The organism is Brassicibacter mesophilus, assembly GCF_050433385.1.
In the GTDB taxonomy this organism is placed as follows: Bacteria; Bacillota; Clostridia; order Tissierellales; family Proteiniboraceae; genus Brassicibacter; species Brassicibacter mesophilus.
Window position 1 is genome coordinate 1 of sequence record NZ_JBNPXI010000053.1, and the last position, 1,811, is coordinate 1,811.

The following is a 1,811-nucleotide window of genomic DNA, read 5'->3' on the forward strand; positions in this document are numbered from 1 at the left end:
CTCAGGAAGTATTAGAGATAACCCCTCAGCAGTATCGTTGGTTAATGGAAGGTCTATCTGTCCATCAGAAAAATACCATACCAAAATTAGAGAAAAAGAGAGTAATTTAAAGGCTAAAAAACGCACCAAAAAGCGTATTTTAAGCCTTTTTTTAGTAGCTTTTTTAAACAAAAAATGGTATAATCAAGATAGATAAAAACTTAGAGAGAAGGCTAAATTAGAGTGACCGAAAACATATTAATACAAACACTCCAAAAGACAATTGAATCGCAAAATGAAATAATAGAATCTCTAAGAAAAGAGCTTCAGCGTGCTAATGAAAATGTAGAATTTCTATTAAAGAAACTATATGGCAGAAAGACTGAAAAAACATCTGCAATTGATGGACAACTTGTAATTGAGGAAGTTGCTCTTGGTCTTTTTAATGAAGCAGAGGTTACTAAAGACTTCACAGTGCTAGAACCAGTTCCATTTGAAGAACCTGTAAGAAGAACACGCTCAGGTTACAAAAGAAAGGCAGCATTTAAAAATATTCCTCAGCAGGACCAAGTGTATAAATTAGAAGAATCTCAGAGAAATTGTCCTAAATGTGGAGATAATCTATCAGTTGTAGGCAAGAAATTTTTACGTTCAGAAATTAAATATATTCCAGCTGAAATCAGCATTGTAAATATATATCAGGAGACCTATGAATGCAAAAAATGCAAAATAGAAGGTCTACCTTCTATTTTCAATCCCTATACACCAGAACCAGTATTACAACACTCATATGCCACTGCATCAAGCGTTGCCTGGACTATGTATCAAAAGTTTGTGCAGGCAGTTCCTCTATATCGTCAGGAGAAAGATTGGAAGCAGATGGGCTTTCCAATAAGCCGTGCAACACTATCTAATTGGATACTAAAGACATCAGAAGAATGGCTAATGCCTGTAGTGGAAAGACTTCAGGAAGAACTCTTAAAAGTGAAGTATTTGCATTGTGACGAAACTCCAGTTCAAGTATTAAATGAACCAGGAAAGAAAAATACTACTAAGTCATATATGTGGGTTTACTCTACATCCACCCATGCGGATCATGGCATTAGAATATTTAAATATGCTGCAGGTAGAGCAGGAGAAAATGCAAGCAAGTTTCTCCAAGGATTCAGTGGATTTTTACACACGGATGCCTTCTCTGGTTATGGGAAAGTAAAGGGTATCCGCCACTGCCTGTGCTGGGCTCATGTGCGGAGATACTTTAATGATGCTATGCCTAAAGATACGAAAAGTCAGGAAGCAACTCTGCCTGCCACAGGAATAGCATACTGTAATCAGTTATTTGACTGGGAAAGAAAATTTAAAGACCTCTCGCCTGAAGAGAGAAAAATTAAGCGTCTAGAAAAGGAAAAACCAATTCTAGAGGCCTTTTGGTCGTGGGCAGAAACAGCACTCACACAAGTACTGCCAAAATCTAGAATTGGAGCAGCTCTTCAATATGCGATAAATCATAAAGAAAAGCTGCAAACATACCTCGAAGATGGCAACTGTGTAATATCCAACAATATTGCAGAAAACAGTATCAAGCCATTTACAGTGGGAAGAAAGAACTGGGAGTTCTGTGGCAGCCCTGAAGGTGCTAAAGCAAGTGCATGTGTATACACATTAGTGGAAACTGCAAAGGCTAATGGATTAAATCCATACAAATATTTAGAATTCATTTTATCCAGAATACCTGGATCCAATTTTAAGACTAATCCGAAAGTACTGGATCTTATGCTACCATGGGATTCATTAATTCAAAAAACATGCAAAGCAGACTAAAATCAAGCTAA

At 36.9% G+C, this 1,811-nt stretch carries 2 protein-coding genes; both read left to right on the forward strand.

The features are described 5' to 3' along the window. The coding region (locus HNR33_RS22755; RefSeq protein ID WP_429088303.1) for a hypothetical protein at positions 1 to 196 on the forward strand (196 nt) is incomplete at its 5' end. Between the two features lie 44 nt (positions 197 to 240). Then, positions 241 to 1,800, forward strand: coding sequence for an IS66 family transposase (tnpC, locus tag HNR33_RS22760; protein ID WP_429088306.1), 1,560 nt, complete (start codon positions 241 to 243; stop codon positions 1,798 to 1,800). Positions 1,801 to 1,811: the final 11 nt, after the last annotated feature.